The sequence below is a fragment of the Flavobacterium sp. genome, from assembly GCF_043780635.1.
Lineage (GTDB): Bacteria > Bacteroidota > Bacteroidia > Flavobacteriales > Flavobacteriaceae > Flavobacterium.
In genome coordinates, this window is sequence record NZ_JAYWCK010000121.1 from 34,653 (window position 1) to 57,444 (window position 22,792).

8 protein-coding genes are annotated in these 22,792 nt (G+C 34.5%); 3 read left to right on the plus strand and 5 right to left on the minus strand.

The genetic code is table 11. The features are described from left to right. Positions 1 to 4: 4 nt before the first annotated feature. On the minus strand, positions 5 to 5,092 hold the full coding sequence (locus tag ACH2BV_RS10725; RefSeq protein ID WP_395050721.1) for a translocation/assembly module TamB domain-containing protein: 5,088 nt from the start codon (positions 5,090 to 5,092) through the stop codon (positions 5 to 7). A 311-nt stretch (positions 5,093 to 5,403) separates the two neighbouring features. Continuing rightward, positions 5,404 to 5,946, minus strand: coding sequence for a hypothetical protein (locus ACH2BV_RS10730; protein WP_395050722.1), 543 nt, complete (start codon positions 5,944 to 5,946; stop codon positions 5,404 to 5,406). Positions 5,947 to 6,511: 565 nt separating this feature from the next. Between ACH2BV_RS10730 and ACH2BV_RS10735 the strand changes: the two genes are divergently transcribed. Further along, on the plus strand, positions 6,512 to 8,239 hold the full coding sequence (locus ACH2BV_RS10735) for a tetratricopeptide repeat protein (RefSeq protein ID WP_395050723.1): 1,728 nt from the start codon (positions 6,512 to 6,514) through the stop codon (positions 8,237 to 8,239). Between the two features lie 11 nt (positions 8,240 to 8,250). Here ACH2BV_RS10735 and uvrA read toward each other — a convergent pair whose 3' ends face one another. From uvrA to ACH2BV_RS10750, 3 genes are all read right to left on the minus strand, one after another. Next, a complete protein-coding gene (uvrA, locus tag ACH2BV_RS10740) occupies positions 8,251 to 11,058 on the minus strand; it encodes an excinuclease ABC subunit UvrA (protein WP_395050724.1) in 2,808 nt (935 codons plus the stop codon). A 147-nt stretch (positions 11,059 to 11,205) separates the two neighbouring features. Then, positions 11,206 to 12,504: a T9SS type A sorting domain-containing protein gene (locus ACH2BV_RS10745; protein ID WP_395050725.1), complete on the minus strand. Its 1,299-nt coding sequence runs from the start codon at positions 12,502 to 12,504 to the stop codon at positions 11,206 to 11,208. A gap of 180 nt (positions 12,505 to 12,684) precedes the next feature. Further along, positions 12,685 to 17,457 carry a glycosyl hydrolase gene (locus ACH2BV_RS10750; RefSeq protein ID WP_395050726.1) on the minus strand — a complete coding sequence of 1,591 codons (4,773 nt, stop codon included), beginning with the start codon at positions 17,455 to 17,457 and terminating at the stop codon, positions 12,685 to 12,687. 771 nt (positions 17,458 to 18,228) lie between these two features. On the opposite strand from ACH2BV_RS10750, the gene ACH2BV_RS10755 reads away from it, so the two are divergent. Next, positions 18,229 to 19,752, plus strand: a complete 1,524-nt coding sequence (locus ACH2BV_RS10755) for a T9SS type A sorting domain-containing protein (RefSeq protein WP_395050727.1) — start codon at positions 18,229 to 18,231, stop codon at positions 19,750 to 19,752. Positions 19,753 to 19,882: 130 nt separating this feature from the next. Next, positions 19,883 to 22,699 carry a triple tyrosine motif-containing protein gene (locus ACH2BV_RS10760; protein ID WP_395050728.1) on the plus strand — a complete coding sequence of 939 codons (2,817 nt, stop codon included), beginning with the start codon at positions 19,883 to 19,885 and terminating at the stop codon, positions 22,697 to 22,699. Positions 22,700 to 22,792 lie beyond the last annotated feature (93 nt).

Genomic DNA, 22,792 nt, shown 5'->3' on the forward strand with positions numbered 1-22,792 from the left:
ATTTCTAATTATTTTGCTTATTTTCCTCAATTATTTCTTTTTCCAGGTTTTTTTGCCTTTCCTTTTCCGCTTTGAGTTTCATTTTTTCCTTGCGAATTTTTTCTTTCTCAATCATTGCTTTTTCTTCTTGAGTGCGATGAAAAAGCTCGCTGAATTTATTATAACTCATCGTAACAATAAAGGCAAGACCCGTTTCTACAATTTGTCCGGCGATGGCAACCTGATATTCGTTTTTTCGATAAGCGCGAACCATATAGCGCCCGTCTTTTGTAATTTGGTAATCTAGTGCAACATCACCTGCAATATTGGTAAGATCTTCATTGGCACGTTCTTGTCCTTCCACGCCAAAACTACTTCCTACCGTTACTTTTATTCGGTCATCAAATAGTTTTTTTGAAATCCCAACATTTAAATCCGTTCTGTTTTCCATAGCTCCCGAAGTATAATTATCGGTCGATTGTAAATCAAATTCCAATTGTACTCCAGAAATTAAATCTGCAGCGAGATCATTCAATTGTTGCGAAAGAATTTTGCTTACACTTTGCCTCGCCAAGGATTCTGCATTGGTTCCGCCGCTTTCACTCGCAAAAGGATTTTCGCCAATAAAACGATTCAACAATAAAAGGGCAAAAACTTGTTTGTTTAATTCAGCCGGTTCTTGTCGCAACTGTTCCAGTTTGGTCTGGGAAGCCGTAACAATATCTGATGAAACTCCATAATTTCCATCTGGGAGAAGGATGTCAAACGTGATTTCTGGTTTCATTAATTCGCCATTCATCATCAATATAGTTTGAAAAGGAATCTTCTGTTTGTAGGTGTTTTTAACGGTGGGACTTACTGTTCCCAACTGATTTCCAAGTAAATCGATTGGCGCAGCATTCACTTTATAAATTGCTTTAATGTTTAAAGTTGCCATTGTGGGTTCACCATTCCATACAATATAACTCCCTTTTTGAATTTCAAATTTTCTTCGAATCATATTAAAATTCATTTCGTAAGCACCACCCGAGAATTCATATTTACCGGTTAAAGTCGTTTTTCCCGAAGGATCAATGCCTCCTGTAAGTTCGGCCACGCCTTTAAGATTCAGGTAATCTCCATTTCCTTTGTCAATTACCAAAGTAAGTTCAGCTTCTTTGTCAATCGAAATATCAACACTGACGTCCATCCCGATTAATTTGGATTGATTGAGTTTTTTCTCCAGTAAAGCAGTTTGTTTCAGATACAAATCATCTTCATTTACAAACTCAACGATTCCTTCCCTATCAGCTATGGAGGGGTCAGATTGAGGTATAACAATTGAAAATTTGGTATCCTTTTTTATCTTGATATTTCCACCAACAACCGGATTGTCGATAGTTCCATTGATGTTTAATTTCGTGTCTAAAATTAAATCCCCATAAAACAAATCATTGTCGGCCTCTTTAGAATGAATCGCTCTAAAATCATTGGCAACAACGGTTAAACCAAAGTCAAAATTCCTGAAATCAGCGGAATGAACGGTGCCGTTTACGGTTAATTCATTTTCATTTTCGTCATATAACGTAAAATTGTCAAATGCAATTACTTCGTTTTGAAACCTGATTTTTTCCTCCGTGACCTTAAAATACGAGTTGAGTTTTGTGGTTCTGAATCCTGTATCATTAAATTTTAGTTCACCATCTAATTTTGGTGCAGCGGTATTTCCCGTGATGTTAAAATTTCCGGACAAATAGCCTGTTCCTTCCGTAATATGTCCCAAGCTAAAGCTTTGTATGCTTTTGACATTTAACTTATTCATATTTAAAACAAGGTCGAAACTGCTGTCATTAATTTTATAAGTTCCAAGGAGAGTAACATCATTGCCTTCTCCGCTGAGCGTAACATTTGCTGCAAGCAAATTATTGGTTTTATTGTCTATTTTTATTGCAATTTCACCAACGGGTTCCCCTTTAAAAGCAAATTTGTCAATTTTCAAATCAGAGGTAAAAGTTGGTTTTGTCATCACGTTTTCCACCAAAGCGGAACCATTGATTGAACCTTGCATCAGCAATTTATCTTTTTTGATTATACTCAGAATGGTCTCCATCTTGAAATTCACAAAATCAACCTGAAGTGGCGCATTATTCTGATTGCCTTGCGACTGGATTTTAAGTTCGTTTCCGGAATTCTCCAAATAAAATTTATTGACGTAAAGTCTTTTATCACCAAATTCAATTTTATTTTCGGCATTGATATTCCACTTGTCATAATTGAGAACAAAATTAGCGGCATCAATTTTAAGTATATTTTTAGCCTTGTCACGACGCCATTCACCAGCAATATGATAGAGTTGCTTCTTGCTCGCATCTTTTACTTCCAACGCATAGGTCAAAATATTGTTTTCGATTTTTCCGGATAAACTGGTAAACGGAATTTTAATTTCTCCGCTTTCAATTGTTGCAACCGAAACCTGATATTCCAAAGCTTTTCCTTTGGCTTCAATATTTATTTTTCCATCGACAATGGTTTTATTATTATACACAATTCTCGGAATCGTTCCTTTTACTTCCAACGAATCGGCGACATTATTGTATTTTCCGGTAATGTTGATAGGCTCCAAACCCGTTAATTTGGGAAAAATTTTAAAAAGGATGGGATCATTATCAACAGACAACTTAAAAGTCAATCGTTGTTCCTCTTGTGCTAGATTCGATTTTGCATTGCCCAAATCAATGTATTTCGACAGTGATTTTTTGAAGGCTGCAGCCAAAGTGGTTAGTTTGTATTTCCCGTCCATTTCGGCTTTCAGGAATTGGGAACTTATCTTGATGTTGTTTTTTTTATTGTCTGCAAAAGCCACGATTTTGATCGAATCTAGTACAATAACTTCGGCTTCCTGCAAAATATGTACGTTCGAAAAGGAAATTTCACCGTTTAAATAATCAGGATTGGTATTGGCAATGTCCGCATCGACATTTCCACGCAGTTTCATCGGACCAGCGTGAAGATTTAGTTTTTGGAGATCGGCAATATCCAAGTTTAATTTTAATTGCACCGATGGATATTTGTCTTTTGCATTTCCTTTGGCAACCAAATCAAAATGCAAATTTGGGTCTTTCATTGCTGATTTCACTGCAAATAATCCGTTTTTGATATTTCCTTTTAGAGTTAAATCTCGGTAGGTATATTTATTAAAAACTGCTTTCTGAACAATTCCGTCTAATTCTGCCTGAGCTGTTTTTGGGTCTAATCCTTTGCCTTTTACTTTCGCATTAAGCGTGACTTTTCCCAAAGAATCATTTTTTATGAAGCGGCCTAAATCAAAATCGAGCAAGGCAATGGTCGCATCGTATTTCTCTTGATTTTTAATGCGCTGGTCGTACAAACCATCCACTTTGGCATTCCCGAAACTACTGTTTAAAGCTAAATTGGTCTTGAAATTCTGAACCGAACCTTTAAATTTTCCTTGAACATTAAACTGTGCAGGCAATTGAATAGTGTTATGAATTGTTCCTAGTGGCACAAACAAAAGAACATCTTTGGACGTGCTGGAAAATTTCTTGATATACAAATCATAATAGGCTTTCTGGGCATCAGGCAAGCCTATAATTCTGCCGGAAGCCGAAATTCTGGTATTTCCAATGCCGCTCATTTCAAATAGCGGAATATTCAGGTCTTTTATTTTTCCGTTCAAACGCGCATTCAAATACGCAATCGCATTTGGATTATTTTTAAACGGATTGTCTTTTGGTAAATACTGGCTAAACAGTAAAATGTCCTTGAATCCTATTTTTGATTGTATTAAATTGACGTTCAAACTGAGGTTTTCAGAATTCTTTTTTAAGGAAGCAATCGATGGATAACTAATTTTAATGCTGTTTTGCAGCAGCGTTTGTGGTGTTTTCAAATAGAGATGATTCAAATGCGCCTTTTTTGGGCCATAAAAGAAATCCGTTTTTAAGGCTTGAATTTGCAAACCACTTTTTTCAATTCCCACAAGTGATTTTATATTTCCAGTAGTAGTGTCATTTCTATAATACAGTTTTTCTGCTTTAAGATTTAATTTATCCAAATCAAGATGATTGAAATCAATTCCTTTTGGGATAGATTTGGATTGCATATCGTCGTACTTGAAAGCTATATTTTGCAAATCGACAGCATTCAATTTTACTTTCCATCCAGTTTGGGCTATGGCAGTCGTGTCTAAATTGGGAGTGATTAGTTGTTTGTCTTTTGTGCCCAATCGCAAATTTCCTTTCAGGTTTTTTAATTCAAAAGTGTCAAAATCTAGCAATTGTGTGTTCAAATCTATTTCGTTGACGGATAATTCCAAATTGCCCAAAAAGATACCGGAATCTAATTTGGAATCTTTGTTGTCGTAAGAAATATCAATTTTAGACAAACTGATTTTATCTAGTTTTAGACTGAAATCTTTTCTTTTCGAAATAGTATCCAAGGTATTTATGGACACTTCAGCTATTTTTTCGACAACATCCTGATTCAGAACTAATTTCAAACCATTTAAATTGATATTTGGAATGTCAAAATCCATTTTGTCTATATCGAACTTCTTGAATTTGGTATCAAAGTTGGCTACTTTTAAACGAATATCATTTCTGGAATAATCATCTTTAAAATTAAAATTGACATTTTGGAGATTTACATTTTCGACCGATATTTTAAAGGGTTTGCTATTTGGATCAGGTACTTTTGGTTCAAATGCCTTGATGATGTAATCGAAATTATAAACGCCATCCTTGTTTCTGTAGATATTGGAGGAGGCATTTTGCAGGGAAACTGAATTGACCTGCAATTCGTTGCTCAGAAGTTTAAACAAATCAACATCAGCTTCTAATCTTTTGCCTATTAACAAGGTGTCTTTTTTTTGGTCTTCAAAATAAAACCCTTCCAGAACAATTTCTTTTGGAAAATTAACGTCGATTCGGTCTAGAGAAACCTTGGTCTTTATTTTCTTTTGCAAATAGGAAATAGCCTTGTCTTTTGCATAATTTTGAACGGAAGGAACCTGAATTAAAATAATAATAAGCAGTAAAAGTGCAACGATAGAAACAACACACCAAACCAGCACTTGCAGTGTTTTTTTTAGAAAATGAAGTGTTTTTATATTCATACACGAAAAAACGCTTTTAGACCCCATCAGTTTTAACAGAATGCAAGATTTTATAACGTACAAAATTGTGAAAAAAGGAACTTAATATATTACAGAATTATACTTATTTATTGTAAAATTTTTGTTTTTACTGCCATGGTTTTTTACTGTTTTATGTTCATTAAATAGGTCTTAAATTAAAATAGGACTTGGAATAATCGTAACTTCTCTTTAAAATACTTCCCAGGAATCGAATTTATTAACAATGACAGCATGAAAACTAGCATTGTTAATAATGTTTTTTACTTGCAAAATCCAAGAAAATAAGTATTCTATAGATTGTCTAGTTTAATAGGGTGTTTTTTATTATATTCATTTTCGATTTTGTTTATTTCCTCCACAAGTCCTTTGTTAATTAATTGTTTCACACCACCTAAAGGATAATATTCATAAGGAGCAGCATGTAACTCATAATATAGTGTAGATTGATTTTGATCGTGAAATAGAATAACAGTATAACCAATATATTCATTTGATTTATCCGTTTTTATAAATCGATAGGCGATAACTTTATCATCATTCAAATAGTTACCAGCATTTAGTCTTTTAAGAAACTTATTACTTACTTTATCAATTGTTATTATTCTGTGCAATTGATTTAGTTCGGGTGCATTTTTCCAAGCCTCTTTAGAAGAATTCACAGATTGTTCTAAATCTGTAATAACATTATAATAATTAGATTCTTGTAAAACATCAACGTGTTTTATTGTAAGATTATCTTTTGTTATCTTGCTAATTACCTCTTTATTATCAATATTAGTGGCGCACGATAGTGTAATGATAGTGAGTAGGCTATATAGTGTTTTTTTAATCATAGTTTAATCTCATTAAGTTTAATTCCTTGAAAATCTGTTTCTTTTTTTGCTAAAAATTTACTTCTCCTTTTCAATAACACAAGATAGCCAGATTTTTAAATATTTTTTCTTCGTGTAAATCTATGGAATTTATGTTTAACTAATACCTTTGAGTTTCTGACATAACTATTCGAAGTATTTTTTCCCTTCGGCGCTGAGTTTTTTTGTTGAAAAACTATATTTTTAAGAGCTTCTCATACAAGCAATCACATTAATCGAGTTTTTCATTTCAATATTTCTTCGGAAGTTCAAAAGATGAGTAAATATCAAAAAAGACAAGGTGTTTTTATTACTAACAAACTATAGGTATTCACTTGATTGCCATAAATTTAGGTTTTTTTTGCTTGATTTAATTTTTTTTGTATATTTGATTTTAATTCAATACTAAAAGTTTATTCCCCCCCCATAATCTGCAACAACTTTAAAACCAAATAATGGTTAGGCAATGTTTGGGATGCATTTCAAACAGCTTATTTCAAATTTTAAAGTGTTTTATTATAGTAAAGAATAATTTAAATCTGTTAATATGCGAAATCTTCTCAGCTTATTATGCCTTATTCTTTTGTTATTTTCTTGCAAGCATAATGAAGAAATCAAAAAAGAATCAACTAAAGCATATTCCATTTCCAGTAAATATAGTTGTTGTACTCCTGAAGTTATGGATAAGTCGTGGTATTCCTCTGGAAAGAAAGCGCCACTTCTAAAAGGACTGGAGGGGATTCATTTTCCTGTTTCAACGAAAAATACAGAAGCACAAAAATATTTTGACCAAGGATTGATGTTGTCATTTGGGTTTAATCATGCCGAAGCCGCTCGATCCTTTTACGAAGCGACTCGACAAGACTCAACGAGTGCAATGTGTTGGTGGGGATTTGCCTATGTTTTAGGACCAAATTACAACGCAGGAATGGAAAAAGACAATTTCCAGCGTGCTTATGATGCTGTGCAAAAAGCAAAATTCTATTCTAAATCATCCACTCAGAAAGAAAAAGATTTGATAGAAGCATTAACTCATCGTTATGCTAAAGATACCACTATTACTCGCCCCGTACTTGATTCATCTTATGCAGTTGCGATGCGGAAAGTTTATAAAAAGTATTCTAATGATGTAACTATAGCTTCTATTTTTGCTGAATCATTAATGGATTTACATCCCTGGAATTTATATAAAAAAGACGGAACGATTCAACCCTGGACGCCCGAAATTCTTTCAGTTCTTGAAAAATGTTTGAAGTTAGAACCACGTCATGCTGGCGCAAACCATTTTTACATTCATGCAACAGAAATGTCAAAAAATGCCGAAAAAGCTTTGGCAAGTGCAGATTTGCTTCGTGATTTAGTTCCTGGCGCAGGACATCTTGTCCATATGCCTTCGCATACTTACATTCGAATAGGGCGCTATCACGATGGAGTTGTTGCCAATCAAAAAGCAGTCTTGGTTGATAGTTTGTATATTGAATCTTGCCATGCACAAGGCGTATATCCTCTTGCTTATTATCCTCACAATTATCATTTTATTTCAGCATGTGCCACACTTTGCGGTGAAAGTAAAATTGCAATGAAAGGGGCAAATGCAACAGCCGACCATTGTTATAAAAAATTATTAATTGATCCTGCTTGGTCATCTCTTCAGCATTATTATACCATTCCATGGTACGTGGAAGTAAAACTTGGTTTGTGGAATGACATTATTTCTTCTCCCGCTCCAGAAAAAAAATTAAAATATCCTCTGGTAATTTGGCATTATGCACAAGGTATGGCAATGCTTTCCCAAAATAAAATTGTGGAAGCCAAAAAACATCTTGCCGAAATGAATAGAATAAAGATGGATCCAAATCTGAAAAAATTAACCATCTGGAGCATTAATAATGTTTTAGATTTATGTGAGATTGCTTCTTATACTTTGGATGGAGAAATAAATGCTAAGGAAAAAAACTATTCAAAAGCGATTTCCCTTTTGAAGGAGGCAATTGTAAGGGAAGATGCTTTAAATTATGATGAACCACCAGATTGGTTTTTTTCTGTTCGCCATCATTTAGGAGCCGTGTTAATAGAAGCAGGTAAATACAAGGAAGCACAGAATGCGTATGAGGAAGATTTAAAAACTTACCGTGAAAATGGTTGGGCCTTGATGGGGTTGATGAATGTTTATGAAAAACTAGGAGACAAAAAGAAATACAACGAGACGAAAATTCGTTTTGAAGCTGCATGGAAATATGCCGATATTAAAATTGCCTCTTCAAGGATATTGTAAGAATTGAATTTTCACAATTTCTCTTTCAAATATTTACCGGTAATTGATTTTTTGCTTTTTATAATATCTTCTGGAGTTCCTTCGGCAAGTAATTGTCCGCCATTTTCGCCGCCTTCGGGACCTAAATCAATAATCCAATCGGCACATTTTATAAGATCTAAATTGTGTTCCACTACCAATATTGAATGGCCTTTATCGATCAAGGCATCAAACGAGGCCAAGAGTTTCTTAATGTCATGAAAATGCAATCCTGTTGTAGGTTCGTCAAACACAAAAAGTGCTTTTTCTTTGGTAGCACCTTTGACCAGGAACGAAGCCAGTTTGATACGTTGCGCCTCGCCACCGGAAAGGGTGGAAGAGGATTGTCCTAATTGTACATAACCTAAACCAACATCTTGCAAGGGTTGCAGTTTTTGGGTGATTTTATTTTGTTTGTTGACAGCAAAAAAAGCAATCGCATCATCGATCGTCATTGTTAGAATATCGTGAATGTTCTTGCCATCGAAAGTGACTTCCAAAACTTCTTTCTTAAATCGTTTGCCGTTACAGGTTTCGCAATGCAACTGAACATCTGCCATAAAAACCATTTCGACATTGATGGTTCCTTCGCCTTTGCAGGTTTCGCATCTTCCGCCATCCACATTAAACGAAAAATATTTGGCTTGATACCCGCGAATTTTTGATAGTTTTTCTTTAGCAAACAATTCCCTGATGTCGTCATAAGCCTTGATATACGTCACGGGATTCGATCGGGAACTTCTTCCAATAGGATTTTGATCCACGTATTCGATATGTTGGATCTTATGATAATAGCCACGCATTTCTGTAAATTGTCCCGCTTTTTCGCCTACGCCATCCAACTTTTTCTGCATTGCAGGAAACAGGATTTTCTTGACCAAGGTACTTTTTCCACTTCCGGATACGCCGGTAATCACGGTCAGGCATTCCAAAGGAAATTTGACGTCTATATTTTGTAAATTGTTTTCCCGAGCACCCAGAATTTCAATGTAATTGTTCCATTTTCTGCGTATTCGGGGTGTTTTAATTTCTAGTTCACCATTTAAATATTTCGCCGTCAAGGAAGTCGATTTTAAGATTTCCTCGAAAGTGCCTTGAGCAACCAATTCACCGCCAAAAGTTCCTGCTTCGGGACCAATATCAATGATCATATCAGCAGCTTTCATAATGTCTTCATCGTGTTCCACCACGATAACGGTATTGCCCAAATCACGTAAAGATTGCAATACTTTGATTAAAAGTTCCGTGTCTTTTGGGTGTAGACCTATGCTTGGTTCATCTAGAATGTACATCGAACCCACCAAACTGCTCCCCAGTGAAGTAGCCAAGTTGATGCGCTGTGATTCTCCCCCTGAAAGTGTAGCAGAGTTTCTGTTTAAAGTCAGATAATCCAATCCAACTTCGGTCAAAAATGCCAAGCGGTTGTTGATTTCCAATAATAAGCGTTTTGCAATTTGTTTTTCGTAGACATCCAAATCGATATTTTCGAAAAAAGTAACCAAATGTTTGATTGGCAAATCGACCAAATCTGAAACTGTTTTCGAATTTATTTTCACGTAAGAAGCTTCAATTCGCAAGCGTTTTCCTTTGCAGGAATGGCATTTGGTTTTTCCGCGATAACGAGAAAGCATCACCCGATTTTGAATTTTATAATTTTTTTCTTCCAATTCCTTGAAGAAACGATTCAAACCCTGAAAATAAGTGTTTCCAGTCCAAATCAAATCTTTCTGCGCTTCAGAAAGTTCGAAAAACGGTTTGTGAATAGGGAAGTCAAACTTGTAGGCATTGTTTACCAATTCGTCCCGAAACCAGCCCATACTTTCGCCACGCCATGGGAAAATAGCGTTTTCATACACGGATAAAGAAGTATTGGGAATCACCAATTCTTCGTCGATTCCAATGATGTTTCCGTAGCCTTCACAAATAGGACAAGCACCATAAGGATTGTTGAAACTAAACAAATGGACATTGGGTTCCAAGAAAGTAATGCCATCCAATTCGAAATTATTGCTATACGAATAGCGTTCGTTGGTGTTTAATTCCTGTAAATGGCAAATCCCTTTTCCTTCATAAAAGGCAGTTTGAACTGCATCTGAAAGACGATTGTAAAATTCCTCTTCGTCTTTGACCACGATTCGGTCAATAATCAGAAGAATATCTTTATTGTCTAATGTATGTCCATCCGTCACTTCGAGCGGAGACGAGAAGTCATCGAGACGAACGGTTTCATTATTAACTAATATTCTGGAAAACCCCTGATTGAGTAAAGCTTTCAATTTATCTTCCAAAGCTCGGCCGTGTTCCAAATGAATGGGGGCGAGGAGCAACCATTTGCTGTCAATTCCAAATTTTTTCACATCCGTGATAACATCCGAAACCGTATTTTTTTTCACTTCCTGACCTGAAATTGGCGAAAAAGTTCGTCCAACTCGGGCGAATAATAATTTGATATAATCGTAAATTTCGGTAGAAGTTCCTACCGTAGAACGTGCATTGGTTGTATTTACTTTTTGCTCAATGGCGATTGCTGGCGCAATTCCCTTGATATATTCTACTTTTGGTTTGTCTAATCTACCCAAAAATTGACGCGCATACGATGATAGACTTTCCACATATCTGCGTTGTCCTTCGGCGTATAAAGTGTCGAACGCCAAGCTTGATTTTCCGGAACCCGAAAGCCCGGTAATCACCACTAATTTATTTCTAGGAATCGCAACATCCACATTTTTTAGATTGTGAACTTGCGCTCCTTTGATGATGATATTCTTCTTTGGATCTAATGTAGAAAGGTCAATTTGCATGAGAAAACCGAATTTTCACAAAAGTAATCAATTTTAAAATGAGAATTGGTATTGAGGGAATGGCAAATTTCTATTTTGGATTATTGTTTTAAAAAAAAAGTGCACCATTCGAAAATGATGCACTTTTAGTTTTACTAGTTAAGAATCTTATTTCTTGATGATTTTTTCTTGTTGCACACCATTCGTGTTTTCAACTCTTAAAAAATAGATTCCGGTTATAAAAGAACTCATGTCTAAATTATACGTGGATGGTACATTTGCATCAATCAATTTACGACCTAATACATCGGTTAGGGAAATTCGGTTTTGGGAGTCTGTCAATTGAAGAAACAGGGTCTTTTGCACTGGATTGGGATAGAAAACATTTTTTGCTTTTGAAGCAGTTTCTACACCTAATGAACACGTATTTCCTACCACATACGAAAAATACTTTGTAACCGCTTGTCCACCGGCAAATGCAAATTTAACTGCATAACTTATAGTTGCACCTATAGTTTGCCCCGTGATAGTTTTAGTAAAAATCTTTCCTGAAACATTCGTCATTGGCTGTTCTCCAAATGGAGTTTCTTTCCATAAAAAAGCTACGACACCTGACTTATCTGTATCCAATAATTCGAATGTGATTTTAACATCCGTTCCAATAGTTTGAAAAGCGTATTTATAACCTACCGAGAAAGAACCTTGTTGGGCATCAGATGCAGTTCCGGCACATTCTGTATTAGTGCTTATTAGTGTTTTAGCGGAACGCAAAATTGGGCTATTGGACGCCGTGTTTCCTACTAAATCTTTAGCCGAAACACTAAAATTATAAACTGTATCAGGTGCCAAAGCAGTCATTACAAAAGATTTCTGAACACCTGAATCACTTGTTGTTGATTTAGTAACAGCACCATAAGATACAGTATACATTACTGTTCCAGATACATCAACACCATTCAAAACTATTTCGACAGAAGAAGCAGTAATAGCTCCAATGGTAGCGGTAAAATTTGTAGGGGCCACAATATCATTTGTAAGTGCACAATCCGTTCCCACCTCGTAACTAACAAAATCTGTTACTGCTAAACCACCGGCAAAGGCAAATTTAACCCCATAATTAATAATAGTACCAAGGGTTTGTCCCGTGATTGTTCTTGTAAAAATATTTGTCCCTGGAACATTAATCATTTGCACTTCTAAAGCCGCAACATCACCTTGTTTTCTTAAAAAAGCAACAACCCCTACTTTGTCTGTATCCAATAACTCGAATGTGATTTTAACATCAGTTCCAATGGTTTCAAAAGTAGATTTATACCCAATGGTAAAAGACGTTCCTTCAAGAGCAGCTTTAGAAGCTCCCACACAACCAGGCCCTGCTACAACAGATATTTCACTCGCATTAGCATTAATAGTAAACAATAAATTAACAACTACAGTTGTTAATAGAATCAAAAATTTATTTTTCATAATTATTTATTTATTTGTCAAAAATAAGAAATTAATCTTTTGCCAAATCATTAATACACACATAAAACCGCATCATACTTTATTTTTTTTTTAACAGTAAAACATATAAACCCAAAAAAAATTAACTAAAAAAAAGAGCATCACTTTCGTAATGCCCTTTAAAAAAAACTTATATTTTTTTTATTCCTTAATTATTTTAATGTTTTGTGTACCATAAGTATTTTTAACATTAAGCAAGTAAACTCCCGATTTAAAAGCACTCATATCTAAAGTATGTGTTGACTTAACTACCTCTTCAAGGATTTTTCGCCCCAACATGTCAGTTAAAATAATTCTGTTTTCTTCGTCCAGCAATTGAAGGTAAAATACATTTTTCACTGGATTTGGGTAGAACAATTGTTTCACTTCAGAAGGATTTTCCACTCCCAATGAACAAGTATTTCCTACCACATAAGAATAATATTTTGTTACTGCCAATCCACCTGCAAAGGCAAATTTAACTGCGTAACTAATGGTTGAACCTAGGGTTTGTCCGGTGATGGTTTTCGTAAAAATCTTTCCTGAAACATTTGTCATTGCTATTTCTGAAAATGGAGTTTGTTTCCACAAATAAGCAATTACGCCCGTTTTATCATCAAGTAGTTCGAAAGTCATTTTTACATCTGTGCCAATGGTTTGAAAAGCATATTTGTAACCCACTGCGAAAGAACCTTGTTGAGCTTCTGATGCAGTTCCAGCACATTCCGTGTTCGTGTTTGCTGCCGTTGTTGCATTAAGTACTATTGGATTATTACCAGCAACATTGCCAGCTAAATCACTTGCCGAAATACTAAAAGTATAATTTGTATTTGGAGTTAAGGCAGTAATCAGTAAGGATTTTTGAACTCCAGAAGCGTTCGATGTTGAACTGATATTCGCTCCATAAGCAACATTGTAAACTACAGATCCAGAGTTGTCTGTAGCATTCAACAACAATTCGATAGAAGAACCTGTAATGGCTCCAATACTGGCTGTAAAATTAGTTGGGGCTTGAGTATCATTGGTACTTCCGCAATTAGTTCCTACTACATAGCTTATGTATTTTGTAACGGATAATCCGCCTGAGTAAGCAAATTTACAAGCATAACTAATAGTTGTTCCATAAGATTGTCCACTCACGGTTCCTGTAAAAATATTTCCTGAAACATTGGTCATAGCTGTTTCTCCAAAAGGAGTTTGTTTCCACAAATAGGCAATTACACCGGCTTTGTCTTTATCTAACAATTCAAAAGTTACATATACGTTGGGACCTACCGTTTCAAATGTTGCTTTATATCCAATGCTAAACGTTCCTTGTTGAGCAACATTGGATGTTTCGATACAGACCATAGCTGTTGCAATAGTCACATTCACTATTTGTGATGTAGTTATGGCTCCGTCATTATCAGTAGCTTTTGCTGTGAGGGTATAATTACCGGCAGCAGGATTCCAAGTTGCAGCATAAGGAGCCGAAGTATCAGTACTTATTAAGGTGGCTCCTTGATAGAAACTTACTTGTTGAATTGTTCCGTCAAAATCGCTGGCATTGGCAGTAATGCTAACTGGTTTTCCTTCTGTAAATGTTGCATTATCAGCTGGAGTAACTATTGAAACTGTTGGTAAAGCATTTAGTGTACTGGTGACCAAAATCAATAATTCGTCACTGTCTGTAACCATGTCAGTATTAGTGACCGTCAATTTCAAACTATAAGTACCTTCAGCCAATCCACTAATGGTAGGCATTGCAGAAGTGGAATCTGAAAATAGGACAACTGTAGGTCCGTAGTTTTGAGTCCAAGAAAAGGTTAATGCTTTTGCTGCAGATTCAGTGCTTGCGGAACCGTCAATTGTTGTAGAGGTTAATGGCAAAATCACTTTTAAATTTGGTCCTGCATTTGCTGTTGGATAACTCGCAACTAAATTCCCTGTTCTGGTAAAGGTCATTTTAGCCAAATTAAATTCTCCTGCTGAAAAAGCAACACGCAAAACGTGGTCTCCTGGTGTAAGCGGAATATTGGTAACCGTTTTAGTTGCCCAAATATCCCAAGATGTTGTGGATGTAGAAGGAACTGTAATAGCAGCAGAAATGGACTGTCCATCTAATTCCAAATGGAATGGTCCTCCACCAGCCGCATTGCCTGAAGCATAACGGAAGGCAAACGAGTACAAACCAGATTGTGCAACATTCACGGTATATTCCGTCCATTCATTTGTGGCAATAGAACCAACTGTAGCACCTTCGGCAAGACTAGTTTTTGAATCTACATTTTCATCTAATCGATAATCACCAGAATTAGCTGTTGTTATATCAAAATAGGCAATGTTTTGTCCTTTTCCACCTTCAAAAACATCAAATTTTCCAGCCTCAATAATTCCTGGAATAGCCCAAGGGGTTCCACCAAAAGGCAATTGATTTCCAACTTGAACATCTACACTATTGGTAACATTAAATTTAACGGCATCTTCATATACTTTCGCGTAAAAACTATGAACACCTAAAGTCAGATTTAAAGCGTCCCAAGTATAAGGTGCAGAAGTAACTATACCGAGCGAAGTAGTTCCATCCATAAATTCAACCTTGATTAGAGTTCCATTCGATGCAACAACATCTAATTTCACGCTGCCATTTAAATAGGCTAGTTGAAAAGAAGAGGTTATTACCCCAGTAATTTGTGAATCTAAACTGGACACCATTTTTCGAGCAGGAACATTCAATTGAAATCCTGTAGAAAAAGTAACTGTTATAGGTGCAGCTGAATAGTTTTGTGCCACATAATTGGTTTGACCATTTTGGGTAAACGCAGTCGCTGTTGAACAATTAGCAGTAATAGTTGGACTTACTCGTCCTAATGCATTCATTGCGTGAAGCCAGTGATATGTTTGCGCGTCTGAAACTCCAAATTTTATTTCTCTATTAGGGTAAGAATTATACAATCCTATGGCCTTTGGAGGATCAATAAAAGCAAGGTACTCCCACATAATGTCGTGCCATAAATTTGGATTAACTTCATTACTTAGTATTCCTGTATTGGCTTCAATTTCGTTCCAAAGCTTGGTAACATAAGCAGTATCTTGTCCTAAATAAAGTGACCCGCCTTGAATTGGATACAATTCAATTCCATAAGAGGCAGCTATATCGGCTGTCCAAAAAGTACCATTATCGATACTATTTGACCAAACGCGCGATACTAAACTCTTTGTTTGGGAAGGTGGAAAATTACGATCGTGCGTATCCATATAATATTCTTCAATTCCGGTTTGCTCCGTCGTATAAAGGTAAATTCCTAAATCACGAATGGTTTTATTTCCAGAAGCTTCCCCCCATTGTATCAGTGCAGCGTTAAATACCATACTTTCAGAACTTGATTCCATATTATTCCCTTGCGGATTATTGGCAAAACCATCAACCCAACTATGACCTCCATAAGGATTGAAAGTTCTTAAATAAGGAAACATCGTATCGGCACGATCATAAGCTGCAGCATCACGAACGATTAAATTCACCATTCCTCCCCATTGGGCAGCCCAACCTGGACTGAATTGCTCCACAAAAGCTGCTGCTTGAATAAAATATCCCCAATGAAATTGTTTGTCATTTAAACCACTGTCCTGTCCATATCCTGCAGGGTAACCAATGGCTGAACCCCAGGTAGAATTATAATAAAACAAGAAAGCTACTTCACCATTTTCAGCTTTAAACCAGTTTTCAAGTCGGGTTTTAATTGTTGCCAACATCTTGTCGCGAGCCACAATATTCCCCATTTCATTGGCAACCCTGGCCGTTTGCATCAATTGGTTAAAAATCTGGCCTTCGTTATAAGAATCCGTCCAGGTTGCCATTGTACTGTTTTCCAATGAAGCAATCTTTTCGGTTAAAGCAGTTGGTGTAAAACCGCTGCTGTAATTATCAACATAAGGTAAAGTAGGAAGTATGCCGTGAAAAGTATTTTCGACACTGAAACTATTTCCTGCCATTGTTTTCATTTCTCCTCTTATAATAGCGTAGCTGTATTTGTCAGGAGCTGGAGAACCTGAAGCCAAATGCGCCCATTGATGCGGAAGCAAACCGAGCAACATATTCGTTTCAGCTCCTTCTTTTACGACAGTTTCTACATTAAAATCAGTATGCATCACGGAGGTTGCTTCATTATAAGTATATGTAGCAGTTGCTTTCACTGGAAAAACGTATGCATATTTTTTATATTCATTAGCTACTGTATCAACATTGGCTGCAGTAAGCGGAATAAAAGCCATCGACCAATAATTTTGCCCATTCAAAGTTGAAGTATATACAGCTCCATTTTGAGTCCAAGTGCTTCCCACAGGTGCATAAACTGCAAAATCAGCACCGTTTTTCACATTGGTACAAACAAGCATTTCATTTGAGATAACTACAGTGCCTGTGTTAATAGTAACTTGGGCTACATCAGTTGATTTTTTTGTGAAATAAAGAAAAGGCATTCCAACGCCTGAAGTGGCTTGGAAATTGTGAGTAGCATCATTCCAATCCATAGTTACTGTCCAATCCGAATAATCAGAAACTTTAGTATTGGTAGCATTCAAACTAGTTACACCAACTATAATTGGCAACATATCATCGATTACACCTGAAGGAATATAGCTCACTACCAATCCGTTGTTAGTAGTTTTCATAGTGTATGGATAATTAAAAAGGTTTGATGCCGAACCGTTTTTAACCAAGGCAGACCACCAATCGCTGGTAGGCACCGGTTTTCCTATTGCATTTCCGCTCAAATAAGGAGTTCCAGATGGATAGGCATTTCTGCCAGCTGAATCAGTTCCGGGAAAAGTGGTTCTGTAACTTCCACTGCCAACAGTTACAAACTGTGCACTTGCGATAGTTGTAAATAAAAGGGTTATTAAAAAAATAAAGATCTTTGAATTAGTTTGTCTTTTTATTTCTATTCTCATCATAAAAAATTGGTTAATTAATATTTTGCCAAAATTATATATTAAATCTGCGACTATTTCGATTGAAAACGATATTAAAACTATACACAGTCAGTATTATCTGAGCTATTTAGTTCAAATTGATATTTTAATTGTGATATTAAATGATAGAATCCCCAGGATTATATTGAATGGTATATATCAAATTCAAGAAGATAATGATTTTCAAAAGGTTATTTCACAAAAGAATTTTACATAAATGGAGAACAAGTATAAAATTTCAAAAAAAGATTACCTTATAATGTAATAAAATAGTATTAGTGGCCTTTTCTGGATTTTGAAATTGAATACTTTGAATATTATAATTTTCTATAAATGTATTTAAGGGAATTCAATTTGTATGGAGAAAATTACTTTTATCAAACGGAAATAATATTACTAGGTGAATTGACATTAAAGATAAACTAGTTAAACATTCTTTTATTTCGATAAACTTTAAAAAATACAATATTTTTTATGCATATCATTTTAAATTGTACTTTTAGTTATTAATATTTAATCTAAATAAGTAATTAATCTTAATATTTAACTCAACATTACCACAACATATTATGATTTATGTCCTGAGATTTGACATAAAAAACACATAACATACAAGTGTTTCCCCTTGTTATTGTTAATGAATTCAAACGTTTGCGTAATATATTCATTTGTATAGTTTTTATACAGTTTGTTAAAAGCCTAAAAGTAATAATCTTATTTAAATTTGGAAAAATAACTTTAACTTAAAATATTATGAAAAAAATTACATTATTAATTGCTCTAATGATATATTCATTAGGATTTTCTCAAACACCTGATGGGACATGGAAATTTACTTCAGGAGCAGGCGCATTCCAGGTTGGTCCATCACAAGGAAGTAATGCTTGGTATCAAAACAGTCTTGGTGATGTTAACACCAGAGCTTGTCAATTTGACGATGAGTTTGTATTAAATCTTGATGGTTCATTTCAAAATGTTTTGCAAGGATCCACTTGGTTAGAGGCCACTTGGCAAACTGCTACTGAAGGCTGTGGAACACCTGTCGCTCCGCATGATGGTGTAAATCCTGCTACTTGGGTTTATTCTGCTGGTAATAACACCATTACACTTAGTGGTATAGGCGCTTTTTTAGGACTTCCTAAAGCTGTTAATACTGGAGAACTTTCTAACCCTGCAACTGTAATGCCAGCTTCTAGAACTTATATAGTTAGCACTCTTACTGCATCTAATATGACATTAGATATTGAATGTGGTACTGGTGTATGGTGGCGTTTTAATTTCACCAAAAAACAAGTAGGTCAACCTGTAATTGGAGCCTTAACGGTTCCTACCGCAACCGTAGGCGATGCTCCTTTTGATATAGTAGATCCAGTTAGCGATAGCCCAGGTACTTTTTCATATACTAGCAGCAACACAGCAGTTGCTACAATAACTGGTAATACAGTATTTGTAGTTGGGCCAGGAACAACAACTATTACAGCTACTCAAGCAGCATCTGCTCCTTATGTATCAGGAATAGTTAGCGCTGATTTATTAGTTCATGACACACCTCCAGGAGTAGCCGCTCCAACTCCGCCTGTTAGAAACCCTGCTGATGTAATATCAATTTATAGTGGTGCATACACTGATCTTGTTGGAACAGCTATATGTCAATGTTGGGGACAGTCAACAATTGTTGATGAAGTTGACCCAGGAAATGGTGATGTATTTAAAAGAATGGAAAAATTTACTTATCAAGGTGTTGTAATGGCTGGTAGTTCAGATGTTAGTGGTGGTATGTGGAAATTGCATATTGATATGTTGAATAAGGATTTGGTACCTATGAAAATTTCTCTAATTTCTCCTGGAGCTGAAAACCCTGTAACAGTTACTCCAACAGTTGTTGGTTGGAATAGTTTTGATATTGATGTAAATACTACAAATTATCCTACTCCTGTATTAAGTAATATTGGTCAAATCAAGTTAGAATCAGCTACTGGCTCAACTACAACTTATTTTGATAATTTATATTTCTGGAAAACTACTTTAGGAGTTGCTAAATTTGATGCTTCAGGTATAAAAATGTATCCTAACCCTGTTAAAAACACATTAACAATTGATGCTAATAGTGCTATTCAAAGAGTATCTGTTTACAATGTTTTGGGACAAGAAGTTATGAATGCAAGCCCAAAAAGTAACACTGTGACTTTGCAAACTAATGAGCTTCAAAAAGGGGTTTATATGGTAACAACAGAAATTGATGGTAAAACCAGTACTTCAAAAGTTGTAAAAGAATAGATTTTTAGATTAAATAGTTTTTTATAATTAAAGGCACGTTTTTAAAAAACGTGCCTTTTTTTTATTTTATTAATTATATATCTATATATTTATATTTTAAATCAGATTTTTATTCTATCCTCATCTTACTATGCTATTAAATAAACTTTCAAGGTATTTTTCTTTTGCACTGATGCTAAATTTTTTATGGAGTTTCTCTCAGGAGTTACCTCCCATAATAAAGTATACGACATCTAATTATGAAGGAGGGAATCAGAATTGGATGATATCGCAGGATAAAAATCAATATATTTACTTCGCAAATCATGAAGGCCTATTAGCATTCAATGGCTCAAATTGGTCGCTTAACAAATCACCTAATGAGACTATTATTCGTTCCGTAAAAGTGGTCAACGATAAAATTTATACTGGTTGTTATATGGAATTTGGGTTTTGGAAAAGACAAGATGATGGTAAATTAAAATATACTTCGCTCAGTAAGACTATAAAGAGTAAAATTCTCAATGATGAAATTTTTTGGAATATTATAAATTACGATCAATGGGTTGTTTTTCAGTCCTTAAATAGAATTTATATCTATGATTCTCAAACAGGTTTTTTTAAAATAATAGCTTCAAAACGAGGTATAACAAAATCCTATCAAACAAATAATTCTATTTATTTTCAGTCTTTAAATGAAGGACTTTATGAAATTGAAAGCGGAATGAGCAAGTTAGTTTCAGATTCTGAAATTCTTAAAAAGAATAGAATCGTTAATGTTTTCTCGATTGATGAAGGACTTTTGGTTGAGACAGAATTTAGCGGGTTTTATACTTTAATTAATAATGTTCTGTCTAAATTTTCAACAGATGCAGATTCAGAATTGGAATCAACCAGTATATATAGCTGCATAAGGATTTCAGACGGAAGTTTTGCAATAGGAACAGTATCAAACGGAGTTTTTATTTTAACAAGGGGAGGGAAGGTAAAATACCATATTACACAAATTAAGGGGCTGTCTAATAATACTGCCTTGTCATTGTTTGAAGATGTAGATAAGAATCTTTGGGTTGGATCAGATAACGGAATCAACTGTATCAATCTTCAATCACAGATTCATAGTTGTACTGATGATACGGGTAATTTGGGGACAGTTTATGCGTCAAAATTGTATCGTGGAAAGCTTTATATAGGAACCAATCAAGGGTTGTTTTATAAAAACTATAAAAGCGACGAAGTTTTTAAATTAATAAATGGAACAAAAGGTCAGGTTTGGTCACTATTTGAATATGATGGAACATTGTTTTGTGGACATGATTCCGGAACATTTATTATAGAGGATAATTCGGCTAAAAATATCTTTCCAACGTCCGGAACATGGAAATTTGAGCCCGTTCCGAATCAGAAATCACTTTTACTTCAAGGAAATTACTATGGGATTTCCGTTTTGACAAAAATAAATAATCAATGGGTTTTTAGAAATAAAATTAAAGGATTCGATTACTCATCAAGATTTTTTGAAATCAACTCTGCACTTGAAGTGTATGTGAGTCATGAAAATCAGGGTCTTTTCAGATTAAAATTAGATAATAAATTATTTAAAACGAACCCTTTTATTTCGTATTCATTCCCAGAAAAAGGAAGGAATTCGGGTTTAGTTAAGTTTAATAACTCCATCTATTATGCTTATAAAGATGGTATTTTTAAATTAAACACAAAAACAAAACAATTTGAAAAAGACAAGTTAATGAGTTCTGTTTTTGAAAAAGATGAATATACTTCAGGGAAAATGATTGTAGATAATTCTAATAAAATCTGGTTGTTTTCAAAAAATCATATTCATTATTTTTCGTTAAGTAAATTGAGCAATCAACTTAAGCAAAACGTTATTCCTATTTCAGCTTCCTTGTCCAATGCTATGCCAGGCTATGAGAATATCGACCAAATATCAGATTTTGATTATTTAATTGGTACTACTGATGGCTATTACATTTTGAATATTAATGATTTAAGTTTTAAAAATTATAAAGTTTCTATTGCCGAAATTGCAACAAACAAATTAAACGAAAGTTTTGTAAATAATTCTATTCAAAAAGATGGCAATTTTAAATATAGTGAAAATAATATTACATTTAGTTATACTGTGCCAGAATACAATAAATATATTAAAGCAGAATATCAATATTTATTAGAAGGATTTCAGGACGAATGGAGCCAATGGAGCACTAAGCCAACAGTAAATTTTAAAAATCTTTCTCCAGGAGATTATGTGTTTAAAGTAAGAGCTAAATTTGCTAATTCGTATCTTGATAATACTGCAGTTTATTCATTTACTGTTCTTAAACCTTTTTATGCAACAAACTTTGCAATTTTTATTTATATAATTCTATTGCTGATTATATCCAATTATATACATATAGCATACAAAAAATATTATCATAATCAGAGGGAAAAATTAATTGAAGAAAATAACCTATTGTTAGAAATTAAAGAACTAGAAATGGAACAACAGCTAATGAAGTTAGAAAACGAGCAACTTTCTCAAGATGTAGATATGAAAAATCGTGAGTTGGCAGTTACTTCTATGACTTTAAATAGTAAGAATGAGTTATTGACTTTCATAAAAGAAGACTTGAAGAAAACTTCTGAAAATGGAGATTCAAGCGTTAAATCTGTTATAAGGACAATAAATAAAAATATCACTGAAGAAGATTCTTGGAAGGTTTTTAAGGAAGCTTTTGATAATGCGGATAAAGACTTTTTGAAAAAAATTAAACAAGCACATCAATTATTGACACCTAATGATTTAAGATTATGTGCTTATCTTAGATTGAACCTTTCCTCTAAAGAAATTGCGCCTTTGCTTAATATTTCTGTGCGAAGTGTAGAAATTAAAAGATATCGTTTGCGTAAAAAAATGGACTTACCCCACGAACAAGGTCTAGTTGAGTATATTTTGTCTGTATAGTATGACTACTTTGATGTTAAATTAGCTATACATTACCACAACATTATCGTTATTTATTACTTTTCCTATGCTCATGAGATTTAGGTATTATTC

What these genes read in the sequence shown, in the direction of transcription:
- ACH2BV_RS10755 (WP_395050727.1), top strand. Translation starts at nt 18,229, where the DNA reads ATGAAAAAAATTACATTATTAATTGCTCTAATGATATATTCATTAGGA.
- ACH2BV_RS10760 (WP_395050728.1), top strand. Translation starts at nt 19,883, where the DNA reads ATGCTATTAAATAAACTTTCAAGGTATTTTTCTTTTGCACTGATGCTA.
- uvrA (WP_395050724.1), bottom strand. Translation starts at nt 11,058, where the DNA reads ATGCAAATTGACCTTTCTACATTAGATCCAAAGAAGAATATCATCATC.
- ACH2BV_RS10750 (WP_395050726.1), bottom strand. Translation starts at nt 17,457, where the DNA reads ATGATGAGAATAGAAATAAAAAGACAAACTAATTCAAAGATCTTTATT.
- ACH2BV_RS10730 (WP_395050722.1), bottom strand. Translation starts at nt 5,946, where the DNA reads ATGATTAAAAAAACACTATATAGCCTACTCACTATCATTACACTATCG.
- ACH2BV_RS10745 (WP_395050725.1), bottom strand. Translation starts at nt 12,504, where the DNA reads ATGAAAAATAAATTTTTGATTCTATTAACAACTGTAGTTGTTAATTTA.
- ACH2BV_RS10725 (WP_395050721.1), bottom strand. Translation starts at nt 5,092, where the DNA reads ATGAATATAAAAACACTTCATTTTCTAAAAAAAACACTGCAAGTGCTG.
- ACH2BV_RS10735 (WP_395050723.1), top strand. Translation starts at nt 6,512, where the DNA reads ATGCGAAATCTTCTCAGCTTATTATGCCTTATTCTTTTGTTATTTTCT.